At 61.4% G+C, this 15,785-nt stretch carries 17 protein-coding genes and 2 pseudogenes; 16 read left to right on the top strand and 3 right to left on the bottom strand.

Annotated elements, in window-relative coordinates:
* Nucleotides 1-20: 20 nt before the first annotated feature.
* Both ACR65T_RS09655 and ACR65T_RS09650 read left to right on the top strand, forming a co-directional pair.
* The gene (locus ACR65T_RS09655) at nucleotides 21-554 is read left to right on the top strand and encodes a hypothetical protein (RefSeq protein WP_434496273.1); all 534 of its coding nucleotides are present in this window, start codon (nucleotides 21-23) and stop codon (nucleotides 552-554) included.
* Nucleotides 555-567: 13 nt separating this feature from the next.
* A complete protein-coding gene (locus ACR65T_RS09650) occupies nucleotides 568-1,728 on the top strand; it encodes a DNA-packaging protein (RefSeq protein WP_434496356.1) in 1,161 nt (386 codons plus the stop codon).
* Here the strand turns inward: ACR65T_RS09650 and ACR65T_RS09645 are convergent.
* The gene (locus ACR65T_RS09645; protein WP_434496272.1) at nucleotides 1,721-2,161 is read right to left on the bottom strand and encodes a hypothetical protein; all 441 of its coding nucleotides are present in this window, start codon (nucleotides 2,159-2,161) and stop codon (nucleotides 1,721-1,723) included. The two genes, ACR65T_RS09650 and ACR65T_RS09645, sit on opposite strands and share 8 nt — an antisense overlap.
* Here ACR65T_RS09645 and ACR65T_RS09640 point away from each other — a divergent pair.
* The 6 genes from ACR65T_RS09640 (at nucleotide 2,160) to ACR65T_RS09615 (ending at nucleotide 9,558) form a co-directional block, all read left to right on the top strand.
* Nucleotides 2,160-3,788: a YfjI family protein gene (locus ACR65T_RS09640; protein ID WP_434496271.1), complete on the top strand. Its 1,629-nt coding sequence runs from the start codon at nucleotides 2,160-2,162 to the stop codon at nucleotides 3,786-3,788. The genes ACR65T_RS09645 and ACR65T_RS09640 overlap by 2 nt on opposite strands.
* Before the next feature lie 479 nt (nucleotides 3,789-4,267).
* Nucleotides 4,268-4,702 (top strand): hypothetical protein, encoded by a 435-nt coding sequence (locus ACR65T_RS09635; RefSeq protein WP_434496270.1) that lies wholly within the window; start codon nucleotides 4,268-4,270, stop codon nucleotides 4,700-4,702.
* Nucleotides 4,699-4,971, top strand: a complete 273-nt coding sequence (locus ACR65T_RS09630) for a hypothetical protein (RefSeq protein WP_434496269.1) — start codon at nucleotides 4,699-4,701, stop codon at nucleotides 4,969-4,971. Before ACR65T_RS09635 ends, ACR65T_RS09630 begins: the two co-directional genes overlap by 4 nt.
* Nucleotides 4,972-4,975: 4 nt before the next feature.
* Nucleotides 4,976-6,841, top strand: coding sequence for a Mu-like prophage major head subunit gpT family protein (locus tag ACR65T_RS09625; protein ID WP_434496268.1), 1,866 nt, complete (start codon nucleotides 4,976-4,978; stop codon nucleotides 6,839-6,841).
* A 147-nt stretch (nucleotides 6,842-6,988) separates the two neighbouring features.
* On the top strand, nucleotides 6,989-9,292 hold the full coding sequence (locus tag ACR65T_RS09620; protein ID WP_434496267.1) for a hypothetical protein: 2,304 nt from the start codon (nucleotides 6,989-6,991) through the stop codon (nucleotides 9,290-9,292).
* Entirely contained in the window at nucleotides 9,289-9,558 is a 270-nt protein-coding gene (locus tag ACR65T_RS09615; RefSeq protein WP_434496266.1) for a hypothetical protein, read from the top strand. The genes ACR65T_RS09620 and ACR65T_RS09615 overlap by 4 nt, the downstream gene beginning before the upstream one ends.
* A gap of 84 nt (nucleotides 9,559-9,642) precedes the next feature.
* Here ACR65T_RS09615 and ACR65T_RS09610 read toward each other — a convergent pair whose 3' ends face one another.
* Both ACR65T_RS09610 and ACR65T_RS09605 read right to left on the bottom strand, forming a co-directional pair.
* Nucleotides 9,643-9,948, bottom strand: coding sequence for a hypothetical protein (locus ACR65T_RS09610; protein ID WP_434496265.1), 306 nt, complete (start codon nucleotides 9,946-9,948; stop codon nucleotides 9,643-9,645).
* A 128-nt stretch (nucleotides 9,949-10,076) separates the two neighbouring features.
* A complete protein-coding gene (locus tag ACR65T_RS09605; RefSeq protein WP_434496264.1) occupies nucleotides 10,077-10,355 on the bottom strand; it encodes a hypothetical protein in 279 nt (92 codons plus the stop codon).
* Nucleotides 10,356-10,502: 147 nt separating this feature from the next.
* Between ACR65T_RS09605 and ACR65T_RS09600 the strand changes: the two genes are divergently transcribed.
* The 8 genes and pseudogenes from ACR65T_RS09600 (at nucleotide 10,503) to ACR65T_RS09565 (ending at nucleotide 15,780) form a co-directional block, all read left to right on the top strand.
* On the top strand, nucleotides 10,503-10,883 hold the full coding sequence (locus ACR65T_RS09600; RefSeq protein ID WP_434496263.1) for a hypothetical protein: 381 nt from the start codon (nucleotides 10,503-10,505) through the stop codon (nucleotides 10,881-10,883).
* On the top strand, nucleotides 10,880-11,095 hold the full coding sequence (locus tag ACR65T_RS09595; protein WP_434496262.1) for a hypothetical protein: 216 nt from the start codon (nucleotides 10,880-10,882) through the stop codon (nucleotides 11,093-11,095). Before ACR65T_RS09600 ends, ACR65T_RS09595 begins: the two co-directional genes overlap by 4 nt.
* Nucleotides 11,096-11,250: 155 nt before the next feature.
* Nucleotides 11,251-11,724 carry a MerR family transcriptional regulator gene (locus ACR65T_RS09590; protein WP_434496261.1) on the top strand — a complete coding sequence of 158 codons (474 nt, stop codon included), beginning with the start codon at nucleotides 11,251-11,253 and terminating at the stop codon, nucleotides 11,722-11,724.
* Between the two features lie 236 nt (nucleotides 11,725-11,960).
* On the top strand, nucleotides 11,961-13,049 hold the full coding sequence (locus ACR65T_RS09585) for a tyrosine-type recombinase/integrase (protein WP_434496260.1): 1,089 nt from the start codon (nucleotides 11,961-11,963) through the stop codon (nucleotides 13,047-13,049).
* A 23-nt stretch (nucleotides 13,050-13,072) separates the two neighbouring features.
* Nucleotides 13,073-13,210: pseudogene (locus ACR65T_RS09580) on the top strand (ATP-binding protein); the annotation flags it as partial.
* Nucleotides 13,211-13,280: 70 nt separating this feature from the next.
* Nucleotides 13,281-14,438 (top strand): annotated as a pseudogene (locus tag ACR65T_RS09575) (phage portal protein); the annotation flags it as partial.
* A 261-nt stretch (nucleotides 14,439-14,699) separates the two neighbouring features.
* Nucleotides 14,700-15,203, top strand: a complete 504-nt coding sequence (locus ACR65T_RS09570) for a hypothetical protein (protein ID WP_434496259.1) — start codon at nucleotides 14,700-14,702, stop codon at nucleotides 15,201-15,203.
* Between the two features lie 289 nt (nucleotides 15,204-15,492).
* The gene (locus ACR65T_RS09565) at nucleotides 15,493-15,780 is read left to right on the top strand and encodes a hypothetical protein (protein ID WP_434496258.1); all 288 of its coding nucleotides are present in this window, start codon (nucleotides 15,493-15,495) and stop codon (nucleotides 15,778-15,780) included.
* The last annotated feature ends 5 nt before the right edge of the window (nucleotides 15,781-15,785 follow it).

The following is a 15,785-nucleotide window of genomic DNA, read 5'->3' as shown; positions in this document are numbered from 1 at the left end:
TTCATTCCGGAGACTGGCTGATGGCGGCCAAATCCGTCCCGCCCTGCGACGAAAAGATTGCGCAGGCGAAGCTTCTCTACGACTCGGGCGTCACGCCCATCGGCGAAATTCTCGAACTGCTCGGCATGAGCGTCGGGCAGTTTCGCCGCTTTCGGGAAATCAATGGCTGGCCGCTGCGCGCCTCCGCCTGCGCGCCGAAAAAGCCGCAAGAGGCTGCGCTCGTCGCAAAGAAGCCGCGCGACGCTGGCCGGCTCATCGCGCGGCTTGAAGACGCGGTCGAACAGGAATTCGCCCGCGCCGAAGCTGCGCTCGCCAAACATGCGCCCAAGACCATCGAGGCGAGCGCCCGCACGCTTGCAAGCCTCGTCAAGACGCTCGCCGAATTGAAGCGCATGCGACGCGAGAGCGAGGAAAAGAAGAACGACGCAGACGATGACAGCGATGAAGCCGCGAGCGAACGAGACGGCGACGCCCCGCCCCGCGAATTGGCCGAACTCCGCGCGGAGCTTGCTCGACGGCTTGAACGACTGCGCGGCGCAGGGTCTGTTGAATGACGCGCTCGAAGGTCTGAGCGCGAGAGAACTGGCGCGGCTTCTCGACGAGTGGGAATTCGTCGCGCGCCGCGATCAATGGCCGCCGCACTTGGCCGCGAGCGGCGCGCCTTGGCGCACATGGCTGATCCTCGGCGGGCGCGGCGCTGGCAAGACCCGCGCCGGCGCCGAATGGGTGAAGGCGCTGGCGCTCGGACGCGCGCAATTTTCGCCGCGGCCGCTCGGCCGCATCGCGCTTGTCGGCGAGACGGCGGCGGATGTGCGCGAAGTGATGGTCGAGGGCGTCTCCGGTCTTCTCGCCGTGCATGGAAGGCGCGATCGGCCGCGCTGGGAGACGACGCGAAAGCGTGTCGTCTGGGACTCGGGCGCCGTGGCGCAGGCCTTTTCGGCGGAAGACCCTGAGAGCCTCCGCGGACCGCAGTTTCACGCCGCCTGGTGCGACGAACTCGCCAAATGGCGTTACGCCAGGGAGACATGGGACATGCTGCAATTTGGCCTGCGTCTCGGCGACTGGCCGCGCCAACTGGTGACGACGACGCCGCGTCCGCTGCCGCTGTTGAAAGAGCTGATCGCCCATCCGACGAGCGTCGTGACACGCGCCTTGACGCGCGAGAACGCGGCCAATCTGGCGCCGTCGTTTCTGGAAAGCGTCGTCGCGCAATATGCCGGCACGCGATTGGGCCGTCAGGAACTCGACGGCGAAATTCTCGACGAGCGCAAGGACGCGCTGTGGACGCGCGACATGCTGGAGGGCGCCCGCGTGCATGAGGCGCCGCCGTTAAAGCGCATCGTCGTCGCCGTCGATCCGCCGGCGAGTTCGGGAAAACGCGCCGACAATTGCGGGATCGTGGCGGCGGGAGTTGAACAGGCAGGAACGCTCTACGTTCTCGCCGACGCGACCTTGTCGGCGGCGCGGCCGGCGCAATGGGCGCGCGCGGCGATCGCGCTCTATCACAAGCTTTCCGCCGACGCGCTTGTCGCCGAAGTCAATCAGGGCGGCGAAATGGTCCGCGCCGTGCTCAACGAAGCCGATCCTTCGGCGCCGGTGACGATGGCGCGCGCGACGCGCGGCAAATATCTACGCGCCGCGCCGGTCGCGCAGCTTTACGAGCAAGGACGCGTCAAACATGTCGGCGCCTTTCCGGCGCTCGAAGACGAGATGTGCGAATTTAACTGAAAACGGAATAGGCAAGGAAGTTCAGCGACTTCCGTTTTTCAATGCGAGCGCGTTTGACCGTGAACGGGCGTCGAACAAACCGCCGAACTGTAAAACGGAAATCGCCGCCCGGCTTGGAGAACCGGACGGCGACAAATTGACAAAGAAGGCGGGAAACCTTCGACAAAAAGACTACGCCCGAGCCGGCCAGAACGCAATCATTCATCTGCCCGTCCGATCTGCCGCGCGCGACGCTGAGCTGCTCGCCGCCGATATCGTCCGCGAATTTGCTTTCGTGCTCGCCCGCGAGGCTGATGCGCTGCTTACGGCCGCCGAAGACGCAAACACGCCCGAAGTAGAGGCGCGCTTGTGGACGTGCCGCCGCTGCCTGTCGGTCGCCATCACGTCTTGGCGTGAAGCCGTGCCTGCTCTTGCTGGGGAGGGCGCGCGTCATGGCTGAACTCTCCAACGGATTCAATTCTGACTGGAACGCCGAGCAGAAGAATAAATATTTTGCCGAGCAGGCGCAGCGCGTTCGCGATGCGCACGGACGCAATGGCAACAGTTCTCCTAAGGAGGAACTCTGGCCGGCGCCAAAGAAGATAGAAAACAAGCTCGCGCCCGTCTCGCCGTTCGATCCCGATCTGCTGCCAGCCGCCATGCGCGATTATGTGCTTGACGTTTCCGATAGGCAGCAGTCCCCGCCTGACTTCGCCGCCGTGGCGAGCTTGTGCGGCATTGCCGCAGTCGTCGGAAATGACTTGCGGATAAAGCCCAAGAGCTTGGACGATTGGGAAGTGACGCCGAACCTTTGGGGCGTCATGATTGGTCGGCCGTCCGCCATGAAGTCGCCAGCGATGCGTTCCGCGCTCGCGCCTGTCTTCGCGATGCAAGACCGCCTTAGAAAGGATTGGGAGATCGCGAAGCGTGATCGCGAGATCGACGCGCAACTCCAAGGAATAGGTGCAAAAGACGCCGCGAAGGAAGCCGCCAAGGCGATGAAAGCCGGCGACACTGAGCGCGCGCGGCGTCTCATCGCCGAACATATGGAGCCTGACGAAGGCGACAGTCCATGCCCGCGCATGATCGTCAACGATGCGACTGTAGAAAAGCTCGGCGAGCTGCTTAATGAAAACCGCCACGGGCTGTTGCTTGTTCGCGATGAACTTGCCGGCTTCCTCTCCAAGATGGACGCCGACGAATATCAAAGCGAGCGCGCCTTCTACCTAGAAGCCTACAACGGCGACGGCGCATTCACATACGACCGCATTGGACGCGGAACCGTTCATATCGAGCGCTCAACCGTCTCAATCATAGGCGGCGCGCAACCGTCTCGCGTTGCGCCTTTGGTCTGCGGCGCCATGACGGGCGCAAGAGACGATGGACTATTGCAGCGTTTCCAACTCGCCGTGTGGCCAGACGATCAGCGCGATTGGACCTGGATAGACCGCCGTCCAAACGCACGCGCGCGCATGAGCTTCGACGCCGCTTTCGAGTCGGTGCAGATATTCGCGCGCAATCTCGAAGCGCCGGCTGTCTTCTCATTCTCGACGGAAGCGCAAGAGCTTTTCCGTCAATGGATGACTGACCTACAGAGCGCGGCGCGTGCTGGAAATATGCCAAGCGCGCTCGAAAGCCATCTATTGAAAATGCCGAAGACGATGGCAGCGCTGGCGTTGCTATTCGAGCTGATAGACGGAGGGCGCGATCACGTCGGCGTCATTGCGACGGGCAGAGCGCTCGATTGGGCCGACTATCTGCGCTCCCATGCCGCGCGGCTCTACGGCGCCGGAACGATCATCGCCGAGAATGGCGCAAGGCTCATATGCGATCGGTGCGACCAGTTGCCCGCCAAGTTCACTGCCCGCGACGTGCAAAGGAAGGCATGGGCCGGCCTTTCTGACAAGGACGCCGTATCCGCCGCGATGGACCTTCTGGTCGAGGCGCATCATGTCCGGGGCGCAACCATTCCGAGCACAGATGCGGGCGGGCGACCCTCTGTCGTCTACGAATGGAACCCCAGGCTGGGCAGAGCAAGACCGAACGCTCAAGACGGCCGGCGCTTCGTTCCGGCGATTTAGGGGGGCTTGCCATGGGACGTTGGCTCGACCTCGCCCGCGAAGAGGAAAAAAAATCGCAAACGGTAATTTCCCATACTGACGAAACTGACAAAACCCCCTCTCGGCCAGTTTCGTCAGTTTTGTCGGTTCGGGAAACCGGCGAATCCGAAAAATTTTTGACCGATGGAGAGATAGAAGCCGGCAGGGTTTCGTCAGTTTTGTCAGTAAGGCAGCGGGGCAAATCCGAAAAAATTTCGCCGAGCGCCGAGACTGCCAACCGCCGACCTGCGGTTGTCTACGACCCCGCCCGCCTTCAGGCGCAAGCCGATCGCCGGAACCGAGAAGCCGCGAGGCGATGGGAAACGGATAGGTTTTGCTCCTGCGGCCGATTGGCTGCGCTCGCCTGGCTCGATGACCATGGCCGCGAAGTCTGGCGCTGCATCGAATGCACCCCGACCTGGGGTCGAGCATGACTGGCGTCGACGGCGGGTCCTCCCTGCGTGGCCGTAACAGGAAAGAGGCGGGGGTCCGGGGGGCCGGATGTATTCACACTTTTTTTTGGGTTTACGTTTCGACAAAGAGGCCAGGGCGCGTTGACAAACAGATTGACAACCGAGCTTCGACAAAAGGCGCATGAGCTGCTCGCCCTCGCCGACGAGCTGGACAGACAGACCGACTTCCCCCGGTTGCTGTCCAAAGCGGCTCGCCGGCTCTGTGTGAAGGAGGCGGCCGACCTCGCTGGCCTGTCTGAGCGGCAGACCTATCGCCTCGCGTCGCAACTCGGCGAGCGCGTCAACGGCCGCTGGAAAATCGACGAAGCAAAATTGCGCGAGGCCATGGCGAGACGTGGCGAAGCCATGGCGAACGATGGCGAACAAGCTTGTTTCAGTGGCGAAGCAAATCACCCATCATTCCAAAGAGAGGACGAAGCATGAGCAACGGCACCGGAATTTCGCAGAGCGTCTCCGACGACTTCGCCGATCAATTCGACGCGGGGGTAGCTGCGGCCGAGGGCGGAGAAATCCCCGAGGCTTTGGTCTCCGCCGACGAAATGGCCCGCGCCATCTTTGTCGCCGGCAAGATAAGCGGCGCGGCGCTCTGGTTGACCGACAATATGGGCGAAGAAAACGCCGTGCACGCGCTTCAAACAGCGTTTCAGCTAATCCAAGCGCGCGCTGCACACAGGCGCGAGAAGGGAAATTGAGAACATGAACGCTCCTGCAACCACGATGACGCGCAAGGGACCGCCCGCCGCTCGTCAGTCGCGTGCTGCGACGCTTGCGCCGAGCAGCTATGATCCAAAGACGCGGACATTCGGCGTCATTTTGTCTTCCTTCGCTGACGTGAGGCGGTTCGGCGCTTATGAGCGCCTGAGCAGCGACCCAGCGGATTGGGACATTTCTCGCGTCGCACAGGGCCAGGTCAAACTACTCGACTCCCACCGCCAAGACACTGCCGGCGCGGCGCTCGGCACGCTGCTCGAAGCGCGCTTTGAGGGCGGCAAGCTTGTTGGAACCTGTCAGCTCGGGGAGTCCGAAGCGGCGCGCGCTCTTGAGCCTGATATCGCCGCCGGACATCTCAAGGGCATCTCGATCGGATACGGAATTCGCAACTGGAAGCTGGTCGAAACCGGCGACGGGCGCGAAGTCTACGAGGCGTCCGGGCTTGAGCTGATGGAATGCTCGATCGTCGGCGCTCCCGCAGACGCAACGGCGATGGTTCGAAGCCTGCCCGTCTCTGAAGACGATGACGCTGAGCGCGCCATGCCGAGCGCGATGACCGCGCGCCAGGCAATGAACCTGATCGATCGCGCCGACTTCTATGGCGAGCGCGATCTTGCCGAGCGCATGGTCCGCCAAGGCCATGACGAGCAGACAATTATGGCGGCCGTCACGGAATCCCGTCGCCGCGCTGGCGATGTTGCGGCGTCTATCGGCGGCGGGCCGCGCCCCGGCTTGTATCAGGAAATGAATCGAGGATATTCAATGCCCACGAATACCGAGACGCTCGACAATCCGCAGTTTGCCCTTCGGGCGGCGGAAGATGCGCTCTTCGCTCGCTTGACGGGCTCTGCGCCTGAAGGCGCTGCCACGCGGTTCATGCCGCTCCGGCTCGAAGAATTCGACGGCGCCCTTGCCGAACTTCGCGGCGAGCGTCGCTCCTGGCTTTCGCCTCGCGGCGGCTCTTGGCAGAGCGGCACGCGCGGCGGCGGCATGACGACGAGCGATTTTCCGATCGCGCTCGGCAACGCCATGGGGCGCTCGCTGCACGCCCTAATGGTCGCAGCGGAAAGCGGCGCGTCGGCCATCGTGCGCGTCGGCACCGTCCGCGACTTCCGTCCCGTTACCGAGGTGTCGACTTCGTCCTTCCCGGCGCTCAAGGAAATCAAGGAGTCCGGCGCGTTCACATACGGCGCCATCGAGGATAACGGCGAATCGATCCAAATTGCCTCGTTTGGCCGAGCCGTGAACGTCAGCTTCCAGGTGATGAAAAACGACGATCTCGGCGCAGTCGAGCGCGCCATCCGCGACTTCGCATTCGCGGCGAATGAGCTGAAGGCGACGACGATCCTGTCGGCGCTGGCGGGCGTAATGAGCGACACGAAGACGCTCTTTCACGCTGACCATGGCAACCTTGCAAGCTCGGGCGGCGCGCCGGACGTGACGACACTGACAAACGCTCGGTTGGCCATGAGGATGCAAAAGGCGTTGGACGCCACGACGCCGCTCGGTTTGACGCCGAAAATCTTGCTAGTCCCGGCCTCGCTGGAAACGGTCGCCCAGCAACTCGTGGCGGGCATCAGCGCGACGACGATCGCCGAGGTGAACCCGTTCGCCCAACAGATCACAGTGGCGGTTGAGCCGCGCCTGAGTGGCAACGCCTGGTATCTCTTCGCCGATCCGAACGTCTACAATGCAATTAAATTTGTGACGCTCGACGGCTACGCGTCGCCCGCATTCGAGCAAGAGCAGGAGTTTAATCGGCTCGGCGTTTCATACAGGGTTCACTGGCACATCGGCGCAGCTCCGACCGACTTCCGCGGCGCTTACAAGAACCCCGGCGCTGGCGCGTAACGATATTTGGGGACTACTCTTGACGGCGACGCGGCCCGTCGAACACCGAAAAGCGGAATGCCCGCCCCCAACGCGATTTCCCCTGCGGCGATCGGGTCATTTAGGGTTCAATTCCGCAAGGCCGCAATCTTTCACTGAGGACCGCACATGGCCGGAAAATCAGCCGTCACTCTGCGCCTTGGCGTTGAGGGTGACGAGAAAATCCAAGCCGCGCTGCGCAAGATCGGCCAGACTGGCGACGCTGCCTTTGCGGGTCTCTCGAAAGAGGCCAAGGAAGCGGCTCGCTCGTTCGATCGGCTTGAGAAGAGCGTCGACGCGCAAGCGCGCTCTGCGGCGCAAGTGGCGCGGGCCTATGTCTCGGCGAACCAGGCCATTGCCGCTGGCGTGCGGACGCAGGCTGACGCGCAACGCGTCGTCGATCTCGCGGCAGAGAAACACCGCAGGCTTACTGGCGCGGTCAACGACAATAGCGACGCCATCGGCCTGAACCGCATGCAGATGATGGAATCTGTTCATGTGGCTAAGGCTCTCGTCGACCAGATTATCGCCGGTCAAAGCCCTGCCCAGGCTTTTGCGATTGAAGGCGGGCGCATCGCGCAGATCTTTTCTTCGGGGACTGGCGGCGCCGGCGCGACGATGGCCGCTTTCGGAAATATCGCCATCCGCGCGCTGACTTCTCCTGTCGGCATTGCCGCCACTCTCGCGGCAGGCATTTTAGGCGTCAAAGTTGCTGGAGACGCCGCGGCAGCTTCTCTCGCGAAGCTTGGCGAGGAAGCACAGCAGACGGGACTAACGCCGAACCGCGTCGCGGGGGCGAAGATCGTCGGCGCGCGCGCGGGACTTGACGATAAAGGAACGATCGGCGCATTCACCAATGCGCAAAAGGAGTTCGAAGCCTTTTCGCGCAACAGCGGTGCAGTGAAGGACTCTTTGGATAAGATCGATAAGGGATTTCTCAACGTCGCCGATCGCGCGCGCAACGCTGGAGAATGGATCGACCGGATTGTCCAGAAAATCCGCGAACTGCCGCGCGCGCAGGGACTAAATCTCGCGCAGTCGCTCTTTGGCCAGGACGAAGGCCGCAAGCTTTTCGATGAAATCGCGAGTGGCGCTGTGTCCATGGCGTCTCTCGGGCGCGAAGCGGAAAAGGCTGGCGCAAATTTCGATGCGTCCGCCGAGCACGCCGCGAAGATGCGCAAAGAGATCGCAGAGATTGACACGATTACGTCAACTCGCCTGCTCGCGACCTTCGGCGACCTCGCCGACCCCGTTTTGGCGATGGAGAAATCTTGGGCGAATATGAAGCTCGGCATTCTCGACGTCGAGCGCTCCGCGCGCCAGCTTCGCGATACGCTGCGGTTCAAATCAGGCGAGCTTCTTGGCGAGCAAGGCGAGGCGGCGAGCACTGTCTTTGCGCGAATGCGACAGCTACGCGCTAATGGCGGGCGCGATCCCTTTGCCGGCAAGACGATGGCGGACGTCGATCCGCTGGTGAACCTTTTCACGCAAAGCGATCCAAAGTCGCGGCCGCGCGCCGTTGGCGACACGCGCAAGCTGTTCGAGACTACGAAAAAAACCGGCAAGTCAGACGCAGAGAAGTCGGCCGCGAAGTTCACGGACATTGAAGCGAGCCTGAAAAATCAGATTGCGCTTGTCGCGTCTCAAGGCGTTGAGCATGACAAGATTGCACTCAAGATCAAAATCGAGAACGAGCAACTCAAGCTGGGGACCGCAGCGACGCAGGAACAGAAGGATAAGGTCGCGGGGCTTGTCACGCAATTGAATGCGGCGACAAAGGAAGCCTCGCTATACAAGCAAATTATGGATGAAGCGAACGCGTCGGTGAAGGATGCGGCGCACACGCTTGTGTCGGGCTTACAGCAAGGGAATTCATTGGGAAAAAGCCTCAAGGACACTTTGGCAAGCCTGGCGACGAAAGGTCTTAACAAGGGGATCGACACAGGCATCGATTCGATTTTCGCGGCACTAAAGGGCGGGAGCGGCGGGTCCGGCAATATCATTTCGAGCCTCGCCAGCCTATTCGGCGGCTCCGGCGGAGCGGCTGGAGCAGCGTCCAGCGCGGGCTCAATTATTTCCACTATTGCGACGACCGCGATGAGCCTATTTGCACTCGAAGACGGCGGCGTGATGACGTCGCGAGGGCCGCTGCCGCTGCGACGCTATGCCGGGGGCGGGATCGCAGACTCCCCGCAACTCGCCATGTTCGGCGAGGGCCGTATGCCGGAAGCCTATGTGCCATTGCCGGATGGTCGGTCGATCCCGGTTGCAATGAGCGGCGGCAACGCGCCGAAGATCACGATCAACAATAACGCGCCTGTCGACGTCACGCCGCGTGTCATGAGCGATGGCGAGATTATTTTGCACGTCGACCGCCGTATCGCGAGTTTTGGTAAGCAGCTTGCGGAAGCGCCAAGGCGCGCGAACAGATGAGCGACCCGCTGGCCGCTCTGCTCGGCTTCAATGATGTGGAAGCATCGATAAGGCGCACGATCGATACGGTTGCATTAGCCGCCGCGAAGCAGCCCGAGAGCGTGCGCGCCGCGGCTGTGGCGTGGTTTCGCAATGAACTGATGGACCTAATGCGGGAACACGAATCGCTGCGCGGCAAGGACCTCAACGCCGTCTCCGACAGTCTCGCCGAACGGCTTGTGAAGCGGATAGATGAAATCGAGGCGGGACAGGCGGGCCGCGCTTAGGGTCCTGTCCGCCCACAACCTATACGGGTAAGGCGGCAGCCATGGGTATCTGTAGGTGCAGTGGTCGAAAAGGTGTCTCCACTGTCAACACTGGCAACACCCCCATGGAAACCGGGCATTCCAAGTGTCCGCAGAGGTGTCCGACGTGTCCGCACTGTTGCCACTGTCAACACCCACGATGGAAACAGCACGCTCGCTGATTTTTTTCCCGCGCTCGGCGTCGCGCTGGACCGCGCGCTCGGACTGGCCGGTCTTCGCGGCCGTGTCAGCGGTGAAGCGGTCGGCCCCCGTTTCGCCAACTTGGCGACTCGGAAATTCTTGGCCGCGCTTCAGCGTGGCTTCGCGTTTCGTCTCCGGGTGCAGCGCCTCATAGGCGTCCTTGCGGCGCAACCTATGAAACCCCTTCATTTTTGGTAGGGGTTTTTGTTGGCCTGCCACGCTTGCTTGGGCGCAATCCTGCTCTATTTGGGCGGCGTCGCCTCACATAGAGCGACTCTGACAGCGACCTTGCCCGCGGTTCACAGCCGCGGGCTTTTTTTCAGCTTCACGCCCGGCTCGTCGCCACTCTTCTCGACAGGCGGGGCGTTGAGGTATTCCTCGACCTCTTCGAGTGTCCAGCTGCAAACCCATCGTTGGGCAATGGCGGGATTAACAGCTCCGCCGGTTTCGTGATCGATCAGGGCGTAAAGCCCATAGTCAAGCGCGTGAGGGTCGCGGCTCCGGCTCTTAACGAGCCGCAAGCCTTGGCGATCAGCCATTCGTCGCAATCGGTTCTCTTTCACCTTCGTCTCCTGCATATTGCCGATGCTCCAAATGATGCTTGACGTGATGCTGGAAGTCAAGCTATAAGATATGCTGTAAGCTATACCAGAAGGTCCGCGCGAGCAACGCCGAAACCACCGTTTCGGCGAACGCCTTCGGCTTATCCAAAGGAGGAAGGTTTTATGAAAGCAGAAACCACCCGCCGCGCCATCATGGCCGGCCTCGCCGCTGCGCCCGTCGCCGGGCTCCCCGCCATTGCTGGCGTCGTCGCGGAAGCCGACCCGATCTTCGCGGCTATTGAGAAACACCAACGCGCCTATGCCGCTTTCAATCAATCGGAGGAAGGGCCTGACCAGGACACCGCCTGTAGCGTCTACTTCGATGCGAATATCGACTTGTACTCAACTAAGCCGACGACGCCCGCAGGCGCGGCCAAATTCCTTCGGTTCATCGCCGACTTTCTGGACGAAGACGACACCGTCAATGACAATTGGGTCGGCGACTTGATCGGCGACGCCATCCGCAATGCAATCGCGGTCTTCGAGCGGGAGGCGCGCCGATGACTGACCTGAGCAACGTCAAGGCGCTGCTTCACCGTCTGCCGCTTCGCACGATCATTGCGCTGACATGGCGGCTCAAGCTCGCGCGGCTCTTTCTTTGGCTTGCGCGCGTGACCGACACATACGACGGCGTTCTCATGCGGATTGTTCGGCGCATCACGGAGAGCGCCGAGGCGGTCGCCCGCAAGTCCGATCGTTTGCGCAACCTGCTCTGAGTCCTACATCAATCAGAGCGCCGGCATTCTCCCCGGCGCAACAGAACGCCCCGTCGCCGGATGTAACGGCGGGGCGTTTTTTTGTTCGAGTGCCCGAAGATATTTCTTGCATCGCGACAGAAACGGATTATATTTCGTCATGAAAGGAATTTCCGATGGCCCACAATACGCAAGAAGTCGCAGACGCCCTTGGAATGAGGCGCGGCCAAATTGACGTTTGGATATCGCGCGGACTGTTTGCGACCAAAGATCAATCAAAGGGCAAGGCCCGCCGATGGGACTTTGGGGACGTTCTGAGGCTTCAGGTCGTCGACAAGATTTCGTCGCTGGAGATTCCTCTCGCGATCGCCTTCCATCTCTCATCTGCCGCGCTGAGCGCGGCGAAGAAGACGGGACTTTTTCTCGTGATACAGCGGCGCATTCCATCGGCGGATGACGTTGAGTTGGTTCGCGACGGTCTTCTGTCTGAAATCCCCTATGAATTCACTGCCGAAGCTATCGCGCCTGAAAAGATCGCCGACGTTCTTCGCAACAGGCATGTAGACGCCTCGGTCGTAATCGAACTGGACAGCCTCGTGAGCCGCGTGAAGGGCGCGCTTGAGACTGTGACGACCGACGAAGCGGAGTGAACGTCGAATGACCGATCGCCCGCCGTCTTACCTTTCTTGCGGCTCTCTCGCGCGCGAGCTGGACGTGTCCGAAAGCACGGTCTGGGAAATGGTGCGTCGCGGCGTCTTGCCGAAGCCTATCAAGCTTTCCGCCGGCTGCTCTCGCTTCGATTGGTTCGCCGTTCAATTGGCGCTGAATTCGCTTTCGGCCGGCAACTCTGCGTCTGAACAAGATCCATTCATGGCGGGGGCGCGAAATGCGACGGCAGAGGGATAGAGCCGCCGTCAATCTTCCGAAGGGCGTGCATCGCGTCGTCGCGCGCGGCCGAGAGTATTTCTATTTCCAAGCCGGACGCGGCACTGACCATGCCGGCTCGCGCATCGCTCTGCCGAACGATCCTCAGACGCCAGAATTTTGGAGCGCCGTTCGACAGGCGCAAGGGATCGTCGGCGATGTTGCGGCCGAGAACTTCGGCGCCGTGCTCAGCGCCTATCTGGAATACATCGATAGCGCTGGAACAATCACGGAAGGAACGATCGATCAATACAAGCGCTCGCTCCGCATAGCGAGCAAGGCGTGGGGCAATTTGCCAGCGAAAGGTCTGCGGCCCGTCCATGTGCAAACCGTGATGGATGGCCTAGCGGCGACGCATGGCAAGGCGAACAATTTTCTCGCCGCCATGCGCGCATTCTCCACTTGGGCGCGCGTGCGCGATCATATCGAGCACAGTCTGACCGAAGGCGTGAAGCCATACGCAAAGGACACCGGGCACAAGCCTTGGACGCCGGAACATATCGAAGCGGCGCGAACGAAACTGAAGGGCGTCATCCGGCGCGGCGTCATGCTCTATCTCTACACCGGCATGCGCGGCAGCGACGCCGTGCGGCTCGGCTGGACCGACATCGACGACGGCGGCTTCGCGCTCACCACGCAGAAGCGCAAGCGCGATGTGTGGTGCCCTATCTTGCCCGAGCTCGCCGAAGAAATGTCGACCTGGAAAAAGCGGCCTGGGCCATTCCTCTTGCAGGAAGGCGGACGCGCCGACGGTCGGCGATACACGCGCAAGCTCTTCAGCGAACATTTTGCCGAAGAGCGCGACAAGATCCCCGAGCTTGCTGGCGTGACGCTCCACGGCCTTCGATGCACAGCTGTTATTCGACTGCGTCGGGAAGGTCTCTCTACAGGGCAGATCGGCGACATCGTGGGCATGAGCCTCGCGACCATCGAACGATATTGCCGCTTCGCAGACAGGAAGACTTCCGGCAAGGCGGCGTTGCTCATGCTGCAACGAACGGCCGGCGAACAGAACTGTAAAACGCCGGAAAACCGTAAAACAAAATCCTAACGATATCAAAGCCGAAGGTGCCGAAAGATGAAATGTGCGATTTCGGCGCCGACGGACTTTCGTCAGGGCGCAGTCCCGATCGACTCGACGCGCTGGTCTGGGCGATCACCGCGCTCGCCTTGACGCCAAAGGCGCCGGAGCCCCGCATGCGAAGAGTGTAGGCGCGAAATTCCCTCTCCCTTTGGGAGAGGTGAACGCGCGCTGCTTTACGTTATCTCTCAAGGAACTTTCATGCCCTCACTGCTCTCGCGACTCATCGGCGCGGTTGTGCCGGCGCGCGAAACAAAAACTTCCCGCGCGGCCAAGCTCCTCGCCATGCATGCGCTCGGACAGCCACATTGGAGCGCGCGCAATTCGACGGTGCTGACGCGCGAAGGCTATGAGCGCAACGCCGTCTGTCATCGCTGCGTGCGCATGGTGGCGGAAGCCGCCGCCTCGGTGCCCTGGCTCGTCTATGAGGGGCGCGAGGAGGCGGTCGACCATCCGCTGATCTCGCTCATCGAGCGGCCCAATCCGCTCGACACCAGCGCCTCCTTCATCGAGTCGATCTGCGCCAATCTGCTGCTTTACGGAAACGCCTATGTCGAATCCGTGCTGATCGACGAGGAGCTGCGCGAGCTTTACGCGCTGCGGCCCGACCGCATGAGCATCGAGGCGGGACGCAACGGCTGGCCCGCCGCCTTTATCTATCGCGCGCTCGGGCAGGAAGCGCGCTACGAAATGCGCGGTGAAGGGATCGAGCCGATCCTGCATATCAAATTCTTCAACCCGCTCGACGATTATTACGGCTTTCCGCCGCTCGCCGCCGCGCAAGTGGCGCTCGACACGCATAACGCCGCGAGCTTTTGGAACAAGGCGCTCTTGGACAATTCCGCGCGGCCTTCCGGCGCCCTCGTCTATGCGGGGCCGGAAGGCGCGCATCTCACCGACGAGCAATTCTCGCGGCTGAAGGAAGAGCTGGAGGAGAATTTCTCCGGCGCGACCAACGCCGGGCGGCCGCTGCTGCTCGAAGGCGGCCTCGACTGGAAAGCGCTGTCGCTGTCGCCAAAGGACATGGATTTCACCGAATCAAAAGCGGGCGCCGCGCGCGAGATCGCGCTCGCCTTCGGCGTGCCGCCGCTGCTTCTGGGCCTGCCCGGCGACAACACCTTCAGCAATTACGCCGAGGCCAATCGCGCCTTCTGGCGCCAGACCGTGCTCCCGCTCGTCGCGCGCGTGCAGAAGAGCTTTCAGGCCTGGCTGCAGCCGGGCTTTGGTCCCTTTCGTCTCGACTATAACGCCGATCGTCTCGAAGCGCTGGCGAGCGAGCGCGCGGCGGAATGGGAGCGCGTCGGCAAGGCCGCTTTTCTCACGCTCGACGAACAGCGCGAGGCGCTGGGCTACGGCCCAGCGCGGACTCCGTGCGGCTGTCGCGGAAAGTCGAATCGACTCAGCGACGACAAGAACGACATTGGCCTCGATGATCATGATTTGCTAGACTTGGCTGACAACTGCGCAGAAGAGTGGGCATTGGCGCGAGAGCGTTGTGAGAACCTGCTCGACCTGCCAAATCCGCCCTTAGGATTGACGGGCGGCTATAATGATGTCGAAAATTGCGCGCGAGGCTTCGTCAGCGCGGCGTGTGGCGGAAATGCAGTTTGAACGGGTGTTATGATGAACATCGACGATCATTGCAGCAATCTCTACCGCCAGCGCGACTGGAAAGCCTTGCATAGCGCGCTGGATACCGCCTCCCCTGGCCGCGATCCGGACGAACGAAGCCAAATCGAGCACTGGCGCGCGACCGCCTTTTCCGCCGAGAGCCGGCATGAGGAAGCCATCGACACACTGCGCGCAATCGGATCGGATTGCCGATGCCAGACAAGAGTTTCCAAAAAGATCGCGGAGAATCTGCGCCGGCTGGGCCGCGATATGGAGGCGATCGAGGAACTCAGGAACGCGCCCTTGGCCGAAGAATGGGACAGCTTTCGCGCGCTCGTCCTCGACGCGAAATATGTCCTCGCCCACCTTTTGGCCAGCAACGGGCTAGAAGTCGACCAGACGATCCTCGATGATATTCCCGATGGCTATATTCATATCACTGATCGCGGACAGAGAATCTCGAAATCCGATTTGAAGGATCTGATCTCTGGCAGGAAGAAAAGTTCGATTTGAGTTTCGCGCTTTTGAAGAGCGCGCGAGGCTTCGTCAGCGCTGCGTGTGGCGGCAATGCCGTTTGAGCGAGATTGTGATGAAAATCCATAACAATTGCAGCGAACTCTTCCGCCAGCGCGACTGGAAAGCTCTGCACGATATGCTCGATAGCGCCTCCCCTGGCCGCGACTCGGACGAACGCGGTCAAATCGCCCACTGGCGCGCAAGCGCGCTTTCGGCCGAAGGCCGGCATGACGAGGCCATCGACGTACTGCGAGGAATTCAATCGGATTGTAGATGCCGATCGACCGTGTCTAAACATATTGCTGAGAATCTGCGCCGCCTGGGCCGTGATATGGAAGCCATCGAGGAACTCAAGAATGCGCCCCTGACCGAAGAATGGGATCACTTTCGCGCGCTCGCCCTCGATGCGAAATATGTGCTCGCTCATCTCTTGGCAAGCAACGGTCTGGAGGTCGAAAAGGCGATCCTCGACGATATTCCCGACAGCTATGTTCATATCACCGATCGCGGACAGAGAATCTCGAAAGCCAATCTGATGGATATGATCTCCGGCAAGAAGAAAAGTTCGATCTAAGCTTC

The organism is Methylocystis sp. (assembly GCF_051061285.1).
In the GTDB taxonomy this organism is placed as follows: domain Bacteria; phylum Pseudomonadota; class Alphaproteobacteria; order Rhizobiales; family Beijerinckiaceae; genus Methylocystis.
Note: the sequence above shows the minus strand (reverse complement) of the source record. Positions and strands in the feature narration are given on the sequence as shown.